A 252-nucleotide genomic window follows, 5' to 3' on the forward strand; every position below is an offset into this window, starting at 1 on the left:
GGGTGCTTAGGGTGTCTTCTCCAAACAGCCATCAATAACGCATCGAGAACAATTTCTGTCGCCATCGTTGATTTCATTGACCAACCAACGACAGCCCTTGAATAAAGATCGATGACCACCGCCAGATGGTAATCCCCCCATTTTTAGCGCGAGCTATGAGTAGAGGCTATGCGGCAAGTGCGAGTTTCTGTTTCGGGGTGATGCCGCCGATGCCCGTGTTGGGCCGGTCGTGATTGTAAGTCCATAACCAGC

General features: G+C 51.6%; 1 pseudogene. It reads right to left on the reverse strand.

Going from position 1 to position 252, the window contains the following annotated elements:
- Window positions 1-137, reverse strand: a pseudogene (locus ACO0LE_RS20310) (DDE-type integrase/transposase/recombinase); the annotation flags it as partial.
- Window positions 138-252 lie beyond the last annotated feature (115 nt).

It is taken from the genome of Undibacterium sp. Xuan67W (assembly GCF_049340165.1).
Classification (GTDB): Bacteria; Pseudomonadota; Gammaproteobacteria; order Burkholderiales; family Burkholderiaceae_D; genus Undibacterium.